Origin of the sequence: Streptomyces sp. NPDC096310, from assembly GCF_044763125.1 — a bacterium.
Taxonomy (GTDB): Bacteria; Actinomycetota; Actinomycetes; order Streptomycetales; family Streptomycetaceae; genus Streptomyces.
Genome location: NZ_JBIWFO010000002.1, coordinates 574,099 through 594,404, shown reverse-complemented (window position 1 = coordinate 594,404; position 20,306 = coordinate 574,099). Strand labels below are relative to the sequence as shown.

General features: G+C 71.4%; 15 protein-coding genes. 6 read left to right on the top strand and 9 right to left on the bottom strand.

Annotation, left to right across the window (positions count from 1 at the left end):
* The first annotated feature begins 59 nt into the window (after window positions 1-59).
* From pheA to ACIQ7D_RS08100, 3 genes are all read left to right on the top strand, one after another.
* Complete coding sequence (pheA, locus tag ACIQ7D_RS08110) at window positions 60-995, top strand: prephenate dehydratase (RefSeq protein ID WP_403934912.1); 936 nt, start codon at window positions 60-62, stop codon at window positions 993-995.
* 707 nt (window positions 996-1,702) lie between these two features.
* Window positions 1,703-2,980, top strand: coding sequence for a serine--tRNA ligase (gene serS, locus ACIQ7D_RS08105; protein ID WP_403934909.1), 1,278 nt, complete (start codon window positions 1,703-1,705; stop codon window positions 2,978-2,980).
* Window positions 2,981-2,982: 2 nt separating this feature from the next.
* On the top strand, window positions 2,983-3,801 hold the full coding sequence (locus ACIQ7D_RS08100; RefSeq protein WP_403935091.1) for an HAD family hydrolase: 819 nt from the start codon (window positions 2,983-2,985) through the stop codon (window positions 3,799-3,801).
* Between the two features lie 389 nt (window positions 3,802-4,190).
* Here ACIQ7D_RS08100 and ACIQ7D_RS08095 read toward each other — a convergent pair whose 3' ends face one another.
* From ACIQ7D_RS08095 to ACIQ7D_RS08075, 5 genes are all read right to left on the bottom strand, one after another.
* Window positions 4,191-4,886 (bottom strand): hypothetical protein, encoded by a 696-nt coding sequence (locus ACIQ7D_RS08095; RefSeq protein ID WP_403935088.1) that lies wholly within the window; start codon window positions 4,884-4,886, stop codon window positions 4,191-4,193.
* Between the two features lie 296 nt (window positions 4,887-5,182).
* Window positions 5,183-5,902, bottom strand: coding sequence for an ABC transporter permease (locus tag ACIQ7D_RS08090; RefSeq protein ID WP_403934907.1), 720 nt, complete (start codon window positions 5,900-5,902; stop codon window positions 5,183-5,185).
* 25 nt (window positions 5,903-5,927) lie between these two features.
* Window positions 5,928-6,839 (bottom strand): ABC transporter ATP-binding protein, encoded by a 912-nt coding sequence (locus ACIQ7D_RS08085; RefSeq protein ID WP_403934904.1) that lies wholly within the window; start codon window positions 6,837-6,839, stop codon window positions 5,928-5,930.
* Window positions 6,836-7,759, bottom strand: a complete 924-nt coding sequence (locus tag ACIQ7D_RS08080; protein WP_403934901.1) for an ABC transporter permease subunit — start codon at window positions 7,757-7,759, stop codon at window positions 6,836-6,838. The genes ACIQ7D_RS08085 and ACIQ7D_RS08080 overlap by 4 nt, the downstream gene beginning before the upstream one ends.
* The gene (locus ACIQ7D_RS08075) at window positions 7,749-8,762 is read right to left on the bottom strand and encodes an ABC transporter ATP-binding protein (RefSeq protein WP_403935085.1); all 1,014 of its coding nucleotides are present in this window, start codon (window positions 8,760-8,762) and stop codon (window positions 7,749-7,751) included. Before ACIQ7D_RS08075 ends, ACIQ7D_RS08080 begins: the two co-directional genes overlap by 11 nt.
* 363 nt (window positions 8,763-9,125) lie before the next feature.
* On the opposite strand from ACIQ7D_RS08075, the gene ACIQ7D_RS08070 reads away from it, so the two are divergent.
* Window positions 9,126-10,904, top strand: a complete 1,779-nt coding sequence (locus ACIQ7D_RS08070) for an SDR family oxidoreductase (protein WP_403934899.1) — start codon at window positions 9,126-9,128, stop codon at window positions 10,902-10,904.
* A 239-nt stretch (window positions 10,905-11,143) separates the two neighbouring features.
* Window positions 11,144-11,701: an RNA 2'-phosphotransferase gene (locus tag ACIQ7D_RS08065; protein ID WP_403934896.1), complete on the top strand. Its 558-nt coding sequence runs from the start codon at window positions 11,144-11,146 to the stop codon at window positions 11,699-11,701.
* A 4-nt stretch (window positions 11,702-11,705) separates the two neighbouring features.
* Here the strand turns inward: ACIQ7D_RS08065 and ACIQ7D_RS08060 are convergent, their stop codons facing one another.
* A complete protein-coding gene (locus ACIQ7D_RS08060; RefSeq protein ID WP_403934893.1) occupies window positions 11,706-12,605 on the bottom strand; it encodes an LLM class flavin-dependent oxidoreductase in 900 nt (299 codons plus the stop codon).
* Window positions 12,606-12,821: 216 nt separating this feature from the next.
* Between ACIQ7D_RS08060 and ACIQ7D_RS08055 the strand changes: the two genes are divergently transcribed.
* On the top strand, window positions 12,822-13,694 hold the full coding sequence (locus tag ACIQ7D_RS08055; protein ID WP_403934890.1) for a Cof-type HAD-IIB family hydrolase: 873 nt from the start codon (window positions 12,822-12,824) through the stop codon (window positions 13,692-13,694).
* 29 nt (window positions 13,695-13,723) lie between these two features.
* Here ACIQ7D_RS08055 and ACIQ7D_RS08050 read toward each other — a convergent pair whose 3' ends face one another.
* Genes ACIQ7D_RS08050 through cydB form a run of 3 tightly spaced genes read right to left on the bottom strand, consistent with a single transcriptional unit; the run spans window position 13,724 to window position 20,304 of the window.
* The gene (locus ACIQ7D_RS08050; RefSeq protein ID WP_403934887.1) at window positions 13,724-15,550 is read right to left on the bottom strand and encodes a GAF domain-containing sensor histidine kinase; all 1,827 of its coding nucleotides are present in this window, start codon (window positions 15,548-15,550) and stop codon (window positions 13,724-13,726) included.
* A 43-nt stretch (window positions 15,551-15,593) separates the two neighbouring features.
* A complete protein-coding gene (cydD, locus tag ACIQ7D_RS08045) occupies window positions 15,594-19,256 on the bottom strand; it encodes a thiol reductant ABC exporter subunit CydD (protein WP_403934884.1) in 3,663 nt (1,220 codons plus the stop codon).
* A gap of 55 nt (window positions 19,257-19,311) precedes the next feature.
* Window positions 19,312-20,304, bottom strand: coding sequence for a cytochrome d ubiquinol oxidase subunit II (gene cydB / locus ACIQ7D_RS08040; RefSeq protein ID WP_403934881.1), 993 nt, complete (start codon window positions 20,302-20,304; stop codon window positions 19,312-19,314).
* Window positions 20,305-20,306: the final 2 nt, after the last annotated feature.

Sequence of the window (20,306 nt, the reverse complement as noted above, 5' to 3'; positions counted from 1 at the left end):
CCCCGGCAGGCGCGCGGACACGGGAACCATCGGTGCGGCCGGGCCATTAGGGTGACCGTATGTCGGCCACGCGCTATACGTATCTCGGCCCCGAGGGCACCTTCACGGAAGCGGCACTCCGCACCCTCCCCGAAGCCGCCACACGGGAGCTGGTCCCGATGGTGTCGGTCCCGGCGGCTCTCGACGCCGTACGGAACGGAGAGGCCGCCGCGGCCCTCGTACCGATCGAGAACTCGGTGGAGGGCGGGGTCACCTCGACCCTCGACGAGCTGGCCGGCGGCGAGCCCCTGATGATCTACCGCGAGGTGCTGCTGCCGATCTCCTTCGCGCTGCTCGTACGGCCGGGCACGACACTCTCCGACGTGAAGACGGTGACCGGGCACCCGGTGTCCCAGCCGCAGGTGCGCAACTGGCTGCGCGCCCAGCTCCCGGACGCGCTGTGGGAGTCGGCCGCGTCGAACGCGGACGGGGCGCGGCTGGTGCAGGAAGGCCGGTTCGACGCGGCCTTCGCGGGCGCGTTCGCGGCGGCGACGTACGGCCTCGAACCCCTGGTCAGCGAGATCCACGACGCGGAGAACGCGGAGACACGCTTCGTCCTGGTGGGCCGGCCCGCGCGCCCCGCGGCGCCGACGGGCGCGGACAAGACCTCGGTGGTCATCTGGCTGGGCGACGACCGGCCTGGCGCGCTGCTGGAGCTCCTTCAGGAGTTCGCGGTGCGGGGCGTCAACCTGATGCTGATCCAGTCGCGGCCGACCGGTGCGGGCATCGGCAACTACTGCTTCGCCGTGGACGCCGAGGGCCATATCTCGGACCGCCGGGTGGGGGAGGCGCTGATGGGGCTGAAGCGGATCTGCCCGAAGGTGCGGTTCCTCGGTTCGTATCCGCGGGCCGGGGTGTCGGCGAAGGATGTGGGGACGCTGCGCCCCGGGACGTCGGACGCCGAGTTCATCGCCGCGGCGGACTGGCTGGCGCGCAGCCAGGACGGCCGGGCCTGACGCCGAGCGGGCCGCGTCCGGCATCGAGCGGGCCGTGTCCGGCTCCGGGCCGGATCGGGCAGGTCGCGGACACCGGGGGCACCGAGGCACCGGACGCTGGCCGCTGGACACCGGGGCACCGGCCGTGCCCGCTGGTGCCGTGACACAGGGCCTGTGGACAGAGACCCAAGTTATCCACAGGCCTGGTTCTCGACCTGGGGACAAGTCGACAACCCGCACCACCCGGGTCGACAAATCTCCGCAGTCGTCCCGGTTTCGTCCACAGGCCCCTCAACCGCCCGGTGTCACCCCTATTCCCGTGATCAACTCGTTAGAGCGAGTAATTCCCACCCGAATGAGCGTGTGAAGTGGGTTTGAGGAGTGGTTTCCCCGTCCCTCATCCAGCTTTCAAAGGCCTCTTTTCCCGGATCCACAGATCTCCCGCACAGCCTGTGGATAACTTTGGGAGAGCCCGCCTTTCTGTGGACAACAGGGCGCCGACCCCCTCCCATCAGCCGCCCCAAGTCCCGCCCCACACAAGGGAAGTGGGTCAAGGCGGTAACGCCGGAATGCCTCGTTCCGGGGAATTCAAACCCCTTTATTGACGAACGACGGGAGACCTGCAAGGGATTTCCCGACAGTTTTACCAAATGCCGCAATTCGGACAGCGCCCTTGTCCGTCGCCAATCGAGTGGGGCGTTGTCAGTGCGCACCGGTAGCCTGGTGGGGTGATTGACCTTCGCCTGCTTCGTGAGGACCCCGACCGTGTTCGCGCCTCCCAGCGCGCCCGTGGAGAGGACGTCGGCCTTGTCGACGCCCTGCTCTCCGCCGACGAGCGGCGGAGGTCGTCCGGCGTCCGCTTCGACGAGCTGCGTTCCGAGCAGAAGTCGCTCGGCAAGCTGATCCCCAAGGCCTCCGCGGAGGAGCGCGCCGAGCTGCTCAAGAAGGCCGAGCAGCTCAAGGCCGACGTGAAGGCGGCCGACGCCGAGCAGCACGAGGCCGACGAGGAGGCCAAGCGCCTCCTCCTCCAGCTCGGCAATGTCGTCCACCCCGACGTCCCGGTGGGCGGCGAGGAGGACTTCGTCGTCCTGGAGACGCACGGCACGATCCGCGACTTCGGAGCGGAGGGCTTCGCCCCGAAGGACCACCTCGAACTGGGCGAGTCGCTGGGCGCCATCGACGTCGAGCGCGGCGCCAAGGTGTCCGGATCGCGCTTCTACTACCTGACCGGGATCGGCGCGCTGCTGGAGCTGGCGCTGGTCAACGCGGCGATCGCGCAGGCCACCGAGGCCGGCTTCATCCCGATGCTCACCCCGGCGCTGGTCCGCCCGCGTGCCATGGAGGGCACGGGCTTCCTCGGCCAGGCGTCGGAGAACGTGTACCACCTGGAGAAGGACGACTACTACCTGGTGGGCACGTCGGAGGTGCCCCTCGCCGCGTACCACATGGACGAGATCATCGAGGCCGACAAGCTGCCCCTGCGGTACGCGGGCTACTCGCCGTGCTTCCGCCGCGAGGCCGGTACGTACGGCAAGGACACCCGGGGCATCTTCCGGGTCCACCAGTTCGACAAGGTCGAGATGTTCTCGTACGTCGACCCGGCCGACGCCCAGTCCGAGCACCAGCGGCTGCTGGAGTGGGAGAAGCAGTGGCTGACCGGCCTTGAGCTGCCCTTCCAGGTGATCGACGTGGCAACGGGCGACCTGGGCGCCTCGGCCTCGCGCAAGTTCGACTGCGAGGCGTGGATCCCGACACAGGGCAAGTACCGCGAGCTGACCTCGGCGTCCAACTGCGACGGCTTCCAGGCCCGCAGGCTCTCGGTCCGGATGCGCGAGGGCAAGCAGGTCAAGCCGCTCTCGACGCTGAACGGCACGCTGTGCGCCGTGCCGCGCACGATCGTGGCGATCCTGGAGAACCACCAGCAGGCCGACGGTACGGTGCGGGTGCCCGAGATGCTCCGTCCGTATCTGGGCGGCCGCGAGGTGCTGGAGCCGATCGCCAAGTGAGTATCGACCCGGCCGCCGCACCGTTCCCGTACAAGCTGGTCGCGACCGACCTCGACGGCACGCTGCTGCGGGACGACGGCACGGTCTCGGGGCGTACGCGCGAAACGCTCGCCGCCGTCACCGCGGCGGGTGCGGCGCACATCATCGTCACCGGGCGGTCCGTGCCCTGGACACGTCCCGTCCTGGACGACCTGGGGTACGAAGGGCTCGCGGTCTGCGGACAGGGCGGGCAGGTCTACCACGCCGGTGAGCACCGGCTGCTGACCTCCCTGACGCTGGACCGGCAGCTCGCGGGGGTGGCGCTGGCCAAGATCGAGAGCGAGACCGGACCGCTCGCGCTGGCCGTGAGCCGGGACGGATTCGACGGCGAGGTCGTGGTCACCCCCGGCTACCGGCTCCAGGACGCCCTGCTGCGTACGACGCTCGTCGAGGACCCGGCGGAGCTGTGGTCGGCGCCGCTGAACAAGGTCTACATCCAGCATCCGGAGCTGGACGACGACGCGCTGACGCGGATCGCGCGGGCGACGGTCGGCGGCCTGGTCGATGTGGTGATGGCGGGCGAGGGGATAGTGGAGATCCTGCCCCTGGGCCTGTCGAAGGCCACCGGCCTCTCGCTGGCCGCGCGCCGGCTCGGCCTGAAGGCGGCGGACACGATCGCGTTCGGCGACATGCCCAACGACATCCCGATGTTCGGCTGGGCGCGGCACGGCGTGGCGATGGCGAACGCGCACGCGGAGCTGAAGGCCGTGGCGGACGAGATCACGGACTCCAACGGGGACGACGGCATCGCGGTGGTGCTGGAGAAGCTGCTCCTCGGCTGAGCCCGCCGCGTCGCCACGGACGCGGCGGGGAGCGAGGGGGTACGGGAGGGGCGGCCCGCGCGGATGCGCGCTCGAAGCGGCCGCCCCCGGGCGGCACACACGCGGCTGCGCGGAGTGGTGATGGCTCCTCCGGTGCCGGTGGCGGTGCTGCCCTGTTCGGAGCGCGACGGACTCGGCCCGACGGGCCCGAGGGACTCGTCAGCCGGTCATCGCCGCGCTCCGCTCCCGGTCTGTGGTGTGTCCCGGCGCATCGGCTGCCGTGACATCACCACTGTGCTCCCGGCGCGCCGCGGCGCGCCACTGATTATCGGTACGGGCCCGCGCCCGCCCCGCCCACCGCGTGACGGCGAGGGCGAGGCGGACGCGGGCTCGACTCCGCCGGGAGTGGATCAGCGGCGCCTACGGCCGCGCCGCAACTCCCCCACCTGCTGGGCCACGTGATCCACCTTGGCGTCCACCCGGTCGATCCGGTCGGACATCTCGCACAGCCGGTTGCTGATCGCGGCGACCACCTGGTTGGTGGCGTCGAGCCTCCGGTCGAGGCTGTCGAGCCGGTACGACATCCGGTTCAGCACCGGCCCCAGCTCCTGGAGCGCCACCCCGACCCCGCCGAGGCAGGACTCGACGTCCGTCACACGCCGGTCGAGTGCGGCGTACCCCTCGCGCCAACCCTCCTCGGCGTCGAGAAGGTACGTACGGACGCACCGCACGATGTCGCTGTCGCGAAGGAGCATGGCGACGTTGAGGACGGCGCGGCGGGTGTAGAGAGTGAGCTGAGTGGCAGCCTGTGGATAACTTTCGGCATAGCGCCCGCCCCATAGTGACACCATGTCACTATGAAATTTCCGCAGGTCAGAGCCTCGCAGTACTCGCATGCCGCTCTCAGCGAGCTCAGCTCGATGCCTTGCCGTCACTTGCCGGATTACATCTGTGGATACTTCGAAGTGCCGGGACATGTCCTCGGTGCGAATGTGAACACCATCCGGGAGCATGACAAGCGCCTTGATCTTGTCAAGCGCGTCGACGCGCCCCAAATGCTCGACACGCATCGAGCGCGATTCGAGCAGAGCACCTTCAGGTGGCATGAGCATGCCTTTCCTTTGTGAACCGATGATGGTCGGCCCTCTCCCCGGGCTTCAGGGGCGGAGGTCGGCTCACGGTGGCTACTCACCCAATGACCGGTGCGGCGGTTCCCCCGAACCGCCACCGGCAATCCCCAGTTTCACGAACGCTCGACGCTACGAACTCCAGTTGCCTCCACGCACACGGAACAACGAGCCGATAAACGTACAGTTACGCGGCCCCCAGCGTCCTCAGCGCCCTCAGGGGCACCTCACCCCTCAGGGGCACCTCAGCCCCCTCAGGGGCATCTCAGCGCCCCTCACTCCTCGCCCGCGAGCGTCAGCGTCCGCAGCTTCTGGCCCGCGTACCAGGTCGCCGCCGCCGAGACGCCCACCAGCAGGGTCACCGCCAGCGGCAGCCCGACGTCCGAGGTGATCGTGGAACCGGCATCGATCTTCTGGGCGAGCGCCAGCGCCCACTGCTGGACGCTGAGGGTCCGCGCGCCGGACACCAGGCTGCCGAAGAGGGTCTCCCAGACCAGCGCGTAGACGAGGCCGATGACCACCGCGTGCCGGCTGACCGTACCGAGCAGCAGGAAGAGCGCGCTGTACGCGATCGAGGCGACGAGCGCCGCGACCGTGTAGGCGATCGCGATCTGCTGGCCGTTGCCGTTGAGGATCCACCCGGCGATGAAAGTGGGGATCGCGGAGAACCCCATGGTGACGGCGATCGCCACAATCAGCTTGGTGAAGATGATCGCCGACCGCTTCACCGGCTTGGAGAGCAGATAGACGATCGAACCGTCGTCGATCTCGGGGCCGATCGCGCCCGTACCGGCGATCACGCCGATCAGCGGGACCATCGTCGCGAGGGCGAATCCGCCCAGCACCTCCGAGGCGACCTGGTCGTCGACGCCGTTGAACATACGGACGGCGACCGCCATCAGGATCAGCAGAGCGGGCAGCACGAAGAGGATCGCGGCCCGGCGCCTGCCGAGCAGGGCCCGGTAGGTGAGCCGGGCGACTGTGGGGTTGTACATGACGTCACAGCTCCTTTCAGGCCGCTCAGGCCGCTACGAGGTAGGAGAAGACCGACTCAAGGGATTCGTCGGAGGGCGAGACCGTGAGCAGCCGGATGGAGTGCTCGCGGGCGACCTTCGGCAGCAGTTCGGTGAAGCGGCCGAAGTCGACGGCCTGGATGCGCAGGGCGCCCTCGGCGAGGTCGACCTCGATGCCGGCCGTCGACGGGTCGGCGATCAGTGCGGCGGCGAGCGCGCGGTCGTCGCTGGACCGTACGAGATAGCGGTGCGGCCGGTCGGTCATCAGCCTGCGGATCTTGCGGAAGTCACCGGAGGCGGCGTGCCGGCCGGCCACGATCACCTCGATGTGCGAGGCGAGTTGTTCGACCTCCTCCAGGATGTGGGAGGAGAACAGGACCGTGCGGCCCGTGGCGCCCATCCGCCGCAGCAGTTCCATGAGCTGCATGCGCTGGCGCGGGTCCATGCCGTTGAACGGCTCGTCGAGGAGCAGCACCGACGGATCGTGGACCAGCGCGGACGCCATCTTCACCCGCTGGCGCATGCCCTTGCTGTACGTCCCGATCCTGCGGTCCTGCGCGTACTCCATCTCGACCGTGGCGAGCGCGGCTCGGGCCTCCTTGGCACCCAGGCCGTGCAGTTCGGCGTTGGCGACGACGAATTCGAGGCCGGTGAGGAAGTCGTACATCCCCTCCCGCTCCGGCACGATGCCGATCTGGCGGTAGACGGACTCGTTGCGCCAGATCTTCTCGCCGTCGAGGGTGACAGTGCCCGTGGAGGGGGCGAGGAAGCCCGCCATCATGTTGATGAGGGTGGACTTGCCCGCGCCGTTGGGGCCGAGCAGACCGGTCACGCCGGGGCCGATGGTCATGGTCACGTCGTTGACGGCGACCACGTTCCCGAACCAGCGCGAGGTGTGCTCGATGTTGATGGTGGTCACAGCCCGACCTTCCGGTAACGGCTCATGAGGACGGCGTACGAGCCGGAGATGAGCGCGAGTACGGCCAGCAGATAGACCACGCCGACCCCGGCCGAGGGTCCCGCGCCCCCGGGGAAGGACGACGTGGCGCCGAGGAACGCGGTCTGCAGACCGTCGATGAGCGTGATGGGTGAGAAGAGGCCGATCCATTGCACGGCGTCGGTCCGGTCCGTGGACAGGGCGATCGCCTGGAGGACGGAGACGGCCCCGTAGGAGATGGTCAGGGTCGCGATCACACCGGCGACACCGAATCCGCGGCGCGGCGTGAGCGCGGCCACCACGAGGCCGAGTCCGCCGAACAGGAGGGAGAGCACCGCTACCGACACCAGCCCCTGGCCGAACCCCTTGGTCTGCTCGACGAAGTCCATCGAGGCGAGCAGGGAGCCGATGTACAGGATGAGAAGCGGCACGCCGGTGAGGATGAGCAGGGCGGAGGTCATCGCGCCGAACTTGGCGAGGACGTAGTCGCCGCGTTCGATGGGGCGCGAGAAGTAGAGCGGAATGGACTTGAAGCGCAGATCGCGGGAGACGGACTGGGGCGCCTGCGCGGCGAGGTAGAGGCCGATGACCGCCTGGGTGAAGATCGCGTAGCGCGTGTAGTCCATGGGCAGGCTCTTGAGGTCCGTCGCCACGGCGACCGCCACGATGATCGCCGCGGGCAGGCACATCACCGCGAGGAGGATCATCGGCAGGACCTTGGACTTGGCGGACCGGCCGAGTCCGTACGCGCCGCGCAGGGACTGCGTGTAGAGGGAGCGGCGGGCGTAGGCGCGGCCGAGCCGGGGCCCTTCGTACGCGCGGTATCCGATGTTGTGGATCCGGCTGGCGCCGGTGTCGGTGCCGCTGTGGGCACCGGTGAGGGCGTTGGTCTCAGCGCTCATCGCGGGCGCCTCCCTTCTGCAGTGCGTACGCCGCCTGGTCCGCGCCCTGGTCCTGGCCCTGGCCGGCGCCCTGGCCCTGTTCCGACTCGGCGGCTGACCGGGGGCGGAAGACCTCCGCGATGTGATGGCGGCGCTGTTCCATCCGTACGAGCCCGAGACCGAGCCCGGCGACGGTGTCGCGGACGATGTCGTACGTCTCCTCGCCCGTGGCCTCGATCAGCAGGATGTGTCCCGCGCCCGGCAGCCCCTCCTCCGTGCCCGAGCGGAGCGTGACACCGGCGGCGGAGAGGGAGTCGCGCAGCGCGCCTGTTCCGTCGGGGTGCGTGTCCGTGTCGGTGACCTCGACCGCGAGGGTCGTGGTGATCTGGGTGAAGTCGCTGGTGGAGCTGGAGCGCAGCAGCCGCCCGCCGTCGATGACGACGACATGGTCACAGGTGCGTTCGAGTTCGCCCAGGAGGTGCGAGGTGACCAGGACGGAGATGCCGAAGTCGGTGTGGACACGGCGGATCAGGCCCAGCATCTCGTCGCGGCCGACCGGGTCGAGGCCGTTGGTCGGCTCGTCGAGAAGGACGAGCTTCGGGTCGTGGACGAGCGCCTGCGCGAGCTTGACGCGCTGCTTCATACCGGTGGAGTAGCCGCCGATGGGACGGTAGCGCTCCTCGTAGAGGCCGACATGGCGCAGGGTGTCGGCGGTCCGCTCGCGGGCCGCGGTCGGGGGCAGCCCGGACATGCGTGCCATGTGGACGACGAACTCGGTGGCCGAGACGTCCGGCGGCAGGCAGTCGTGTTCGGGCATGTACCCGACCTGCTCGCGGATGGCGCTGCCGCTGGTGGCGACGTCGAGCCCGAGCACGGTGGCCCGGCCCTCCGTCGCGCGGGACAGGCCGAGCAGAATCTTGATCATGGTGGATTTGCCGGCTCCGTTGGCACCCACCAGGCCGGTCACACCGGGCCCGATGTCCAGGGAGAGCCGGTCGAGTGCGGTCACCCGGGGGTACCGCATGCTCAGGCTTTCGGTCGCGATCACAGTCGTCACCATTCGAAGGTAGTGGTGCGGGCCACGGACAACGTCAGACCTGGCGCCTGTATCCGTGTCCGTCTCCAGTCGTACGGACCCGTAGGGGCCGTGCCCCCGAGGATGAGGGAAAGCGGCGGAGGCGGGGCGTGCCCCGGGAGGGCGCCTGCGGAACAGGCCGCGAGCCAGGTTGTCCACAGGGACAACGGGTCACTTGACGCGGCAGTCGGGCTCTTGCGACATTCTTCACTGTCACCGTACGGACACGGAGCGCATACGGAGCGAAGGGGGCGGCAGGGTGGCGATCCACGAGGTCCGGCAGCCGGCGTACACGTGCGCGGAGGAGGCCGTATGAACGACGACGACCGGGCGGGGGACGGGTACCGCGAGCGCTGGGTGCGCGCCGGCGGGGTCGACCTGTGCGTCGCCGAACTGGGCGATCCGGCCCGGCCGACGGTGCTGTTCGTGCACGGCTATCCGGACAGCAAGGAGGTCTGGTCGGAGGTGGCCCGGCGGCTCGCGGACCGCTTCCACGTGGTGCTGTACGACGTACGCGGGCACGGCAGGTCGACGGCGCCGGTCCCGCTCCGCGGCGGCTTCACCCTGGAGAAGCTGACGGAGGACTTCCTGGCGGTCGCGGCCGCGGTGAGCCCGGACGGGCCGGTCCATCTCGTGGGCCACGACTGGGGGTCCGTGCAGTCCTGGGAGTTCGTCACCGTGGCCAGGACCGAGGGCCGGATCGCCTCGTTCACCTCGGTGTCGGGCCCTTCCCTGGACCATCTCGGGCACTGGTTCAGGGAGCGGGCGGTGCGCCCCACCCCGCGCCGGGCGGGGCAGCTTCTCGGCCAGAGCGCCAGGTCCTGGTACGTCTACGCGCTGCACACCCCCGTCCTGCCGGAGCTGGCCTGGCGCGGGCCGCTCGGCAAGCGATGGCCGGGGGTGGTCCGGCGGATCGAGGGGCTGCCCGGGGAGAGCTTTCCCGTCCCCTCGCTGCCGCGGGACGCCGCGCACGGGGTCTGGCTCTACCGGGACAATGTCCGTCCCCGGCTGCGCCGGCCGCGTACGGACGCCTTCGCGCATGCGCCGGTCCAGCTCATCACGCCGACCGGGGACGCCTTCCTCTCCGAGCGGCTGTACGACGATCTGGAGCGGTGGGCGCCCGGGCTCGTACGGCACTCGCTGCCCGCCGGGCACTGGGTGCCCCGTACCCGCCCCGATCAACTGGCCTCATGGATCGGCGACTTCGTCCTGGCCCAGGAGGACGGCGAACCGCGGGCCGCGGCCGGCGCGCCGCGCGGCCCCTACGGCGAGCGTTTCGGCGGTCGACTCGTCCTGGTCACGGGCGCGGCCGGCGGCATCGGCCGGGCGGTGGCCTTCGCGTTCGCCGAGGCGGGCGCCCGGGTCGTGGCGGTGGACCGGGACGGAGACGGCGCGGCGCGAACCGCGGAGCTGGCCAGGCAGATCGGAGCCCCGGACGCCTGGAGCGAGACCGTCGACGTCGGCGAAGGGCCGGCCATGGAACGGCTCGCCGAGAAGGTCGCGGCGGAGTACGGCACGGTCGACATCCTGGTCAACAACGCGGGCATCGGGCTGTCGGGAGCCTTCCTCGACACCACGGCCGAGGAGTGGAAGGACGTCCTGGACACCAATCTGTGGGGCGTGATCCATGGCTGCCGCCTCTTCGGCAGACAGATGGCGGAACGCGGACAGGGCGGCCATATCGTCAACACCGCGTCCGCCGCCGCCTATCAGCCCTCCCGCGCGCTGAGCGCGTACGCCACGTCCAAGGCGGCCGTACTGATGCTCAGCGAGTGCCTGCGCGCCGAACTGGCCGGTCAGTCCATCGGGGTGTCCGCGATCTGCCCCGGCTTCGTCCACACCGGGATCACCTCCACCGCGCACTTCACCGGCGTCTCCGCCGCCGAGGAGGCCCGTCTCCGGAAGAGGACCGCCCGGCTGTACGGGATGCGCGGCTACCCGCCCGAGAAGGTCGCGGACGCCGTACTGCGCGCCGTCGTCCGCGATCAGGCCGTCGTGTCCGTCACCCCGGAGGCGCACGGCGCGCGGTTCCTGTCTCGGATCGCCTCACGGGCACGCCGTGCCGTCGCCCGGGTGGAACCGCCGTTGTGAACGCCGGGCAACGGAACCGCCGGCAACGGAACCGCGAGGAAGGCAACTTGGAAGTCCGCACTTCAACACACTGACAGGAACAGCATTTTGGCCAAATGATGTGAAAAGACTCAGCGCTTGTCCACAGAATCGCCAAATAACCTGTGGATAAGTCAAGTTGACTGTGGATCAAACCTATGTGCCACAACAACTTGAAAATCCGGTGGCGGCCTTCCGCCACCACCCGGCACGCTGACCGGATGCACAACGCCGACGAGCGACGCACCCTGAAGGTGTCGAAGTACCTCTCCAGACACCTGCGCCACCAGCCCGAACGGATCGGGCTCACCCTCGACCCGAACGGCTGGGTGACGGTCGGCGAACTGCTCCGCGCGGCCGGCGCCCACGGCTTCCGGATCAGCCGCGCCGAACTCGACCATGTGGTCGCCGTCAACGACAAGAGCCGTTTCACCCTCGACAGCGAGCGCGACCGGATACGGGCCAACCAGGGCCACACCGTTACCGTCGATCTGGAGCTGGCGCCCGCGGAGCCGCCCCCGTACCTCTACCACGGCACCGTGCCCCGCGCCCTGGACGCGATCCGGGCCGAAGGGCTGCGCCCCATGGCCCGGCACCATGTGCATCTCTCGCCGGACCGCGCGATCGCGACCCGCGTGGGGGCCCGCCGCGGCCGGCCCGTCGTGCTGTCGGTGGACGCGGGGGCGATGCACCGGGCCGGACTGGTCTTCCACGTCAGCGCGAACGGCGTCTGGCTCACCGACTCCGTACCCCCGCGTTACCTGCGCTTCCCGGGCTGACGCGTCACGGACGGAGCTGAGCGAGCGCCTCCGTGCCGATCCGCTCGAAGACCCGCTGGTCGGCGGCGAAGTCCGAGTCCGGGATGGGCGCGTGCACCGCGATCTCGGTGATCCCCAGCTCGAAGTGACGGCCCGCGAAGTCCACGAACGCGTCCAGCGACTCCATCGGCCCGTTCCGGTCCGGTGTGAAGCCGGTCAGCAGGATCTTCTCCACCTCCGACACCTTCCGCCCGATCTCCGCGCACGCCGCGCCGAGCCGGTCGATCTGCCCGCTGATGGCAGCCCGCGACTCCTCCGGCGTCCCCGTCTCGAACAGCTTCGGATCCCCCGTCGTCACCCACGCCTGACCGTGCCGGGCGGCGAGCCGCAGCCCGCGCGGCCCGGTCGCCGCCACCGCGAACGGCAGCCGGGGCCGCTGCACACACCCCGGGATGCCCCGGGCCTCGACCGCCGAGTAGAACGTCCCCTCGTACGTCACCGAGTCCTCCGTCAGCAGCCGGTCGAGCAGCGGCACGAACTCGGCGAACCGGTCGGCCCGCTCCCGCGGCGGCCATGCCTCCTGCCCCAGCGCCGTGGCGTCGAACCCCGTACCGCCCGCGCCGATCCCCAGCGTGATCCGGCCGTCCGACACATCGTCGAGCGTGAGCAGATCCTTGGCGAGCGTCACCGGATGACGGAAGTTCGGCGAGGTCACGAGCGTGCCGAGGCGGATCCGTTCGGTCGCGGCAGCCGCGGCCGTCAGGGTCGGGACCGCCCCGAACCACGGGCCGTCGCGGAAGGTCCGCCAGGACAGGTGGTCGTAGGTGTACGCGGTGTGGAAGCCCAGCCGCTCGGCGCGCAGCCACTCGTCGCGGCCACCGTCGTGCCAGCGACGGACGGGAAGAATCACGGTACTCAGACGCATACGGGCGACGATACGGGCACGGGCCGGGCCGGCGGACACCCACGGACGCGCACGGGCCGGGCCGGCGGACACCCACGTACAGGTACGGGCCGCCTGCCCAATGGACACCCGCAGTCAGGTACGGGTCGGCCCGGCGGATACGCGCGCGTACCGGCGGGCGGCTCAAACGTGCGCCCCTCCGCCCGCCCGTGCGCGGCCGTACGGGAGAATGGCCCCGTGACCTCGCCCCGTGGATCTGCCCCCGCCCCCGACGCCTCTCCGCTCCCCGCCCGGCCCCGGCTGATCGCCACGGATCTGGACGGCACCCTGCTGCACGACGACAAGTCCGTCTCGGACCGTACGATCGCCGCGCTCGGACGCGCCGAGGAGGCCGGCATCGAGGTCTTCTTCGTCACCGGGCGGCCGGCCCGCTGGATGGATGTGGTCAGCGCACATGTGCACGGCCACGGCATGGCGATCTGCGCCAACGGCGCCGCGGTGGTCGATCTGCACTCCGGCGGCAAGCTGCTCACGGCCCGCCCGCTGGACCGGCCGGTCGCCCTGGACGTCGTGGAGGCCCTGCGCGCCGCCGCCCCCGGGACGACCTTCGCGGTCGAGCAGACCACCGGCATCAACTACGAGCCGGCGTATCCGGCCTTCGCACAGGACCCGGGCGCGACCATCGCCACCGCCGAGAAGCTCCTGCGCGCCGAGGAGACGGATGAGGGCGCCCCGGACCCCGTACTGAAGCTGCTCGCCCACCACCCCGAGCTGACCCCGGACGGGTTCCTCGCCCTGGCCCGTACGGTGGCGGGCGACCGCGCCACCCTCACCCGCTCCAGCCCGACCGCGCTCCTGGAGATCAGCGGCCTCGGGGTGAGCAAGGCGAGCACGCTCGCCCTCTGCTGCGCCGAACGCTCCATCTCCTCCGACGAGGTCGTCGCCTTCGGGGACATGCCCAACGACCTGGAGATGCTGACCTGGGCGGGCACGTCGTACGCGATGGGCAACGCCCACCCGGAGGTCCTGGCCGCCGCGTCCGGCCGTACCCTCACCAACAACGAGGACGGCGTCGCGGTCGTCATAGAACAGATCCTGGCCCGCCTGTAGAACTCCACCGGGGGGCCGGCGGTCGGTGTTCACAGCGGCACCTCCCAGATCACTGCCGCCCCTCGGGTACCTTCCGCCTCTCCGTCCTCTCCGTCCTGTCCCTCCTCGCCGCCGAGCCCCGGCTCGGACCAGCTCGACCCGCCCAGCGCCTCGGCCCGCCGCCGGAGGTTGCGCAGCCCACTGCGCCGGCCGCCGGCCGGGATGCCCACCCCGTCGTCCGCGACCGTCAGCCGCACCGCCCTGCGGCCGTCGTCGAGCCGCCTGGTCGCGTCCACCACCACCTCGATCCGGGACGCGTGCGCGTGCCGGAACGCGTTGGACAGGGCCTCCCGGAGCGCGGCGATCAGATTCTTCCCGTACGGCTCGCCCACAGCCACGTCGACCGGGCCGACGAAGCGGTACGCGGGGGTGAAGCCCAGCGGCACCGCCGCCATGTTGATCTCCCGCAGGACCCGCGTCCGTACCCCCGACGGGGCCTCCGCCGGCCCCTGCTGGAGCGCGAAGATGGCCGCCCGGATCTCCTGAATCGTCACGTCCAGCGCCTCGACGGCCTTGTCGATGCCCTGGTGGACCTCGGGTGCGACCGTGCCGCGCTGGGCGCTCTCCAGCATCATCCCGGTGGCGTGCAGCCGCTGGATCACCAGGTCGTGGAGGTCGCGGGCGATCCGGTCGCGGTCCTCCAGGACGGCCAGCCGCTCCCGGTCGTGCTGCGCCCCCGCCATCATCAGCGCCAGCGCGGCCTGCGAGGCGAACTGGCCCGCCAAAGTGCGCTCCCGGTCGCCGAAGCCGCGTGCGCCCCGCTCACGCGGCATGACCAGCGCGCCGAGCACCCGGCCGTCGGTGCGCAGCGGCAGCAGCATGATCGGGCCGTACCGCGAGGCGATCTCGGTGATCACGCGCGGGTCGGTGCGGGCGTCGTCCACGATGACGGCCTCGCCCGCGAGCAGGGCCGCAGTGGCGGGGCTCTCCGCCGGGACGAGATAGCCAGGGGCGACGCGGGGGTGGCTGGCGGTGACCGCGACGATCTCCAGTTCGCCGTTGGGCGTACGGAGCATCACCGAGGCCGCCGCCGAGTCCGAGAGGCGGCGGGCCTGTTCCGCGACGACGGTGAGCGCGTCCTCGGTGGAGCCTCCGGAGAGGAGCGCGGTGGTGACGGCGACCGAGCCGTCGATCCACCGCTCGCGCTGCCGGGCCGCCTCGTACAGCCGGGCGTTGCCGATGGCGATGCCCGCCTCGGTGGCCAGGACGCGCACCATCCGCAGGTCGTGGTCGCTGAACTCCGCGGCCCCCGCCCCGTGGGACGCGACCGGCGCGGACTCCGGCCCGGGGGCGTCGGCGGGCGCGCCGCCGGTCTTCTCGGCGAGATAGAAGTTGCCGACGATCTCGCCGGGGCCCTGGCCCGGGACCGGGACACCGAGGAAGGTACGCATCGGGGGGTGCCCCGGCGGGAATCCGGCCGCGCGCGGGTCGGTCGTCAGGTCGGCGAGCCGGATCGGCCCGGGGCTGCGGACCAGCGCGCCGAGGAGTCCGGTGCGCCCGTCGGGCCGGTGGCCGATCCGCCGGGCGGTGGCCTCGTCCACGCCGTACGTGACGAAGTCGGAGAGGCCGTCGCCCTGTTCGTCGACGACACCGATCGCGGCGTACCGGGCGCCGACGAGTTCGGCGGCGGTCGCGCAGATCCGGTCGAGCGTGGCGTGCAGCCCGCGCCCCGCGCCGACGGAGCACATCGCCTCCAGGAGCTGAGGGATCCGCGCGGCGGTTTCGGCGGAGAGCCCTTCCAGGCTGCCGGCCGCGAGGCCGGCCGCTTCCAGGGGATCGAGGGGTTCCAACGGGTCCGGAGGCTCGGGCTCTTCCATGCGTCCGAGAGTAGTAAGGGCTGTTTCACACCGAAAGTCGGATTCAGCGCCTCGCGAGGACGGCGGCGGGTGCCGTCGCCGCCGCGCCGAGCAGATCGCCGGCCCGTTCCCGTTCCAGCATCCGCCGCAGCGGTCCCTCGGCAGCGGCGAGTTCACCGTAAGGACCACGCTGTACGGTGCGCCCCTCGTCGAGCACGATCACCTCGTCGACCGCGTCCACGCCCCGCAGCCGATGGGTGATGAGCAGCGTCGTCCGCCCCTCGGTCGCTGCCAGCAGATCGGCGGTCAGCGCGTCGGCGGTCGCCAGGTCGAGATGTTCGGCGGGCTCGTCCAGGATCAGCACGGGGAAGTCCGCGAGAAGCGCGCGGGCCAGCGCGAGACGCTGGCGCTGGCCGCCGGAGAGCCGGGCGCCGTGCTCGCCGACGAGGGTGTCGAGCCCGTCGGGGAGCGCGTCGACCCAGTCGAGCAGCCGGGCCCGGCGCAGCGCGTCACGCAGTTCGTCCTCGTCGGCGTCGGTACGGGCGAGCCGCAGGTTCTCCCGTACGGAGCTGTCGAAGAGGTGGGCGTCCTGGGCGCAGAGCCCGACGAGGCGCCGTACGGTGTCGCCGTCGAGCGCCGCCAGGTCCGTACCGTCCGTACCCCCGAGGCGGCAGCTTCCCTCGCCGGCGTCCAGGAAGCGCAGCAGCACCTGGGCGAGCGTGGTCTTGCCCGCGCCCGAGGGGCCGACGACGGCGACGCGCTTCCCGGCGGTCAGCGTCAGGTCGAAGTCCGTGAGCGCGTCCCGGCGCTGCCCGGGGTGGCGCGCGGACAGCCCGCGCACCTCCAGCGGGAACGGCGACGCGGGCGCGGGGGCGGGCCGTTCCGGCTCCTGCACGGGGACGGGCGTGTCCAGCACCTCGCACACCCGCTCGGCGCTGCGGCGGGCCCGCTGCCGGTGGAGCACGGCGAGCGGCAGCCCGGTGACGGCCTCGAACGCGGCGAGCGGGGTCAGCACGATCACGGCCAGTTCGATACCCGCGAGCCGTCCCGCGTGCACGGCCTGCACGCCCAGGTACGCGGCGACGGCCACGGTCATGCCGCAGATCAGTGCGGTGAGCCCGGCGCCCAGCGCCTGGGCGCCGGCGCTGCGCGAGGCGATCGACGTGAGCGTGGCGTCGGCCGCCCGTACCCGGCGCAGCCGGCCGCGCAGGGCGCCCGCGACGGTCAGCTCCGCGGTGCCCCTGAGCAGATCGACGACCCGGGTGGCCAGCAGTCCGCGCGCCGGAGCCAGGTGGCGCTCGGTGTGGCGGGCGCACACGCCGCTCAGCAGCGTTACGCCCACCCCGGCGGCGAGCAGTCCGACGGCCAGGGCGGCGCCCGCCTCCGGAAGCAGCCAGGCGGTGAAGCCGACGGCGCCCACGGAGACGAGCAGCGCGGTGCCGGCCGGGAGCAGCCAGCGGAGCCAGTAGTCCTGGAGTTCGTCCACGTCCGCGACGAGCCGCGAGAGCAGATCCCCGCGCCGTGCCGTGCGCAGCCCGGCGGGCGCGACGCGCTCCAGCCTCCGGTACACGGAGACCCTGAGGTCCGCGAGCATCCGGAGCACGGCGTCGTGCGAGACGAGCCGCTCGGCGTACCGGAACACCGCCCGGCCGATGCCGAAGGCGCGGGTCGCGGTGACCGCGATCATCAGATAGAGCACCGGGGGCTGCTCGGAGGCGCGCGAGATGAGCCAGCCGGAGACGGCCATGAGGCCGACGGCCGAGCCGAGGGCGCAGCTTCCGAGGACCAGGGCCAGGACGAAGCGCCCGCGCAGCGTTCCCGCGGCGTCCCGCATCCGCGCGAGCGGGCTCCGGGGTACCGGGCCCGCGCCGCTGCCGACGGTGCCCTCGCGGCTCGCCGCGTCGTGGGCGGTGATCAGGGTGGCGGTCTCCGCCTCCGCGGGCCCCGCCGTCCCCGTACGCTCCAACGCTCCCGTACGTTCCGACGCTTCCGGGCGCTCCACCCCGTCCAGGCGCTCCATCACGTCCGGGCGCACCACCCCGTCCAGGCGCTCCACCCCGTCCGGGCGCACCACGTCCGGGCGCCCTCCCGCCGGCCGCTCCGGGAGCGCGACCACCCGATCCGCCACCGCGAGCAGCGCCGGCCGGTGGACGACCAGCAGGACCGTACGGCCCACCGCCAGCCGCCGTACCGCCTCGACGATGCCCGCCTCCGTCTCGCCGTCGAGCGCCGCGGTGGGCTCGTCCAGCAGCAGCAGCGGCCGGTCGGCGAGGAAGGCGCGGGCCAGCGCGAGCCGCTGGCGCTGCCCCGCCGAGAGCCCGGCACCGTCCTCGCCGAGCACGGTGTCCGCGCCCTGGGGGAGCGCCGTCACGAAGTCGTACGCGCCCGCCTCGCGCAGCGCGGTGTCCAGGGCCGTGTCGTCCGCGTCGGGGCGGGCCAGCCGTACGTTCTCGGCGATCGTCCCGGCGAAGAGATACGGCTGCTGGGGGACCCAGGCGATGGTCCGGTGCCAGCGCTCCGGGTCGAGGGAGGCGAGGTCCCGGCCGTCGACCCGTACCCGGCCCTCGTCCGGTACGGCGAAGCCGAGCACCGTGTGGAGCAGCGTGGTCTTGCCGACGCCGCTCGGGCCGACCAGTGCGACGGTCTCCCCCGGCTCGACCGTCAGGGTGACCGCGTCCAGCGAGGGCTCCGTACGGCCCTCGTGGCGGACCGTCACCCCCTCCAGCTCCAGCCGGGGCGTGGCCGGCACCTCGCCGGTACCGCGCGCCGCGGGCTCCGTCTCCAGAACGGCGAAGATCTCCTCGGCGGCGGAAAGCCCCTCGGCCGCCGCGTGGTACTGCGCCCCGACCTGCCGGATCGGCAGATACGCCTCGGGGGCGAGCACCAGGACCACCAGCCCGGTGTAGAGATCGAGGTCCCCGTGGACCAGCCGCATCCCGATGCCGACGGCGACGAGCGCCACCGACAGCGTCGAGAGCAGTTCCAGCGCGAACGACGACAGGAAGGCGATCCGCAGAGTGCGCAGGGTGGCCTGGCGGTACTCGGAGGTGATCGTGCGAATCGCCTCGGCCTGCGCCTTGGCCCGGCCGAAGACCTTGAGGGTCGGCAGCCCGGCGACCACGTCCAGGAAGTGTCCGGACAGCCGGGACAGCAGCCGCCACTGCCGGTCCATCCGGGACTGGGTGGCCCAGCCGATGAGGATCATGAACATCGGAATGAGCGGCAGGGTCACCACGATCACCGCGGCCGAGATCCAGTCCTCGGTGACGATCCGGGCGAGCACCGCCACGGGCACCACCACCGCGAGCCCGAGCTGCGGCAGATAGCGGGCGAAGTAGTCGTCCAGCGCGTCGATCCCCCGCGTGGCCAGCGCGACCAGCGAACCGGTGCCCCGGCCGCCGAGCCGGCCGGGTCCCAGCTCGGCCGCCCGTTCCAGCAGCCGTCCGCGCAGCTCGGACTTGACCGCCGCGCTCGCCCGGTGCGCGGCCAGCTCGGTCAGCCAGGAGACCAGGGCGCGTCCGACGGCGACCGCGGCGAGCAGCAGCAGGGGAGTACGCAGGTCGGAGCCGTCGTACCCACGCTGGAACGCACCGACCACCACCTCGGCGATCAGCATCGCCTGGGCGATCACCAGCGCCGCTCCCGCCACCCCGAGCACCACCACGGCCACCAGGAAGAGACGGGTGGCGCGGGCGTACCGGAGCAGACGCGGATCGATTGGTTTCACGTGAAACACCCCTTCCTACCGCTGACGACCTACGACACTGCTGCGTCCGGACCCGCTACGCGATGTGCTGCGTCCCGATCCGCTTGCGGAACACCCAGTACGTCCAGCCCTGGTAGAGCAGCACGACGGGGGTCGCGATCCCCGCGCACCAGGTCATGATCGTCAGGGTGTACGGGGTGGAGGAGGCGTTCGTCACTGTCAGGTTCCACGCCTCGTTCAGCGAGGAGGGCATGACGTTCGGGAACAGCGTGAGGAAGAGCATCGCGACCACCGCGACGACGGTCACCCCGGAGAAGACGAAGGACCAGCCCTCCCGTCCGGCCGCGACCGCCCCGATCGCGACCAGCAGCGCGGCCACGGCGACGATCGCCGCGACCAGGCTCGCCCCGTCGCCGTTGTCGGCCTGCGTCCAGGCCAGGAAGCCGAGGGCCAGCACAGCGGTGACGGCCCCGAGCACGAGCGCCGTCCGCCGGGCCCTGACCCGGATGTCCCCCACCGTCTTGAGCGCGGCGAACACCGCGCCGTGGAAGGTGAAGAGGGCCAGCGTCACCAGCGCGCCGAGCAGCGCGTACGGGGTCAGCAGATCCGCGAGGTTGCCCGCGTACTCCATGTCCGCGTCGATCTTCACTCCGTGCACGATGTTGCCGAAGACGAAGCCCCACATGAGGGAGGGGATCAGGGAGGTCCAGAAGATGGTGTGCTCCCAGTTGCGCTGCCACTTCTCCTCAGGCCGCTTGGAGCGGTACTCGAAGGCGACCCCGCGCAGGATCAGACAGACGAGGATGAGCAGGAACGGCAGGTAGAAGCCGGAGAAGAGCGTGGCGTACCAGTCGGGGAAGGCCGCGAAGGTGGCTCCGGCGGCGCTCAGCAGCCAGACCTCGTTGCCGTCCCAGACGGGCCCGATGGTGTTGATGAGGACCCGGCGCTCCGCGCGGTCGCGGGCCAGCAGCTTGGTCAGGACCCCGATGCCGAAGTCGAACCCTTCGAGGAAGAAGTAGCCGGTCCAGAGGACGGCGATCAGCACGAACCAGACGTCGTGAAGGTGCATAG